General features: G+C 71.4%; 1 protein-coding gene. It reads left to right on the plus strand.

Translation table 11 applies throughout. From position 1 onward, the window contains the following. The first annotated feature begins 85 nt into the window (after nucleotides 1–85). On the plus strand, nucleotides 86–511 hold the full coding sequence (locus ITP53_RS55650; RefSeq protein WP_195903532.1) for a CGNR zinc finger domain-containing protein: 426 nt from the start codon (nucleotides 86–88) through the stop codon (nucleotides 509–511). Nucleotides 512–709 lie beyond the last annotated feature (198 nt).

Genomic DNA, 709 nt, shown 5'->3' on the forward strand with positions numbered 1-709 from the left:
GGGGCCGGAGGGCGCGGGGCCGAGGGGCGGTGGGTGCATCGGTGGTGAGGCGTCTCGCCGGCACGATCTGGTGTAATACTCGAACATGGACCTGACCTCTTACGCCGAGTGGGCGGTCCGGCTGGCCGACGATCCCAGCCCGCCGCCAGACCTCAGACGGCTGCGCGACGAACTCGCCGCCGTCTTCGACGCGGCGGGCGACGAGCGAGCCGTGGTCGAGCGGCTCAACGCCCTGCTCGTCCGCTATCCCGTACGCCCACAGCTCTCCGACCACGACGGCCGGCGCTGGCACCTCCACCTGGCCGAGGACTACGCCGCGAGCGCCGTGATGGGCCTGGCCGCGGTCGTCGCCGAACTGGGCGTCGACCGGCTCGGCCGCTGCCGGGAGCCGCGTTGCGCACGGGCCTTCCTCGACACCTCATCCAACCGTTCCCGGCGCTACTGCTCGGCCCGCTGCGCCAGCCGCGCAAACGTAGCCGCCTTCCGCGCCCGCCACAAAAACAACCCCTGATCCCTCCGAAACCACTGGCCATCGGGATCGCTCTCGGGTCCCGACGGGTCGCTGGGAGCCAGGAGCCGTTGGGGCCGTTGGCGCCGTTGACCGCTGGATCGTTGGGGCCATTGAGGCCATTGACCGCTGGATCGTTGGGGCCGTTGGGGGGAGGGCCCTTTTGGGGCCGATGGGACCGGCGTAGCCGGGGATCTGATG

The organism is Nonomuraea cypriaca, assembly GCF_015645445.1.
Taxonomy (GTDB): Bacteria; Actinomycetota; Actinomycetes; order Streptosporangiales; family Streptosporangiaceae; genus Nonomuraea; species Nonomuraea cypriaca.

Excerpts from the sequence above, each read along its gene's own strand:
- ITP53_RS55650 (WP_195903532.1), top strand. The coding sequence starts at position 86 with ATGGACCTGACCTCTTACGCCGAGTGGGCGGTCCGGCTGGCCGACGAT.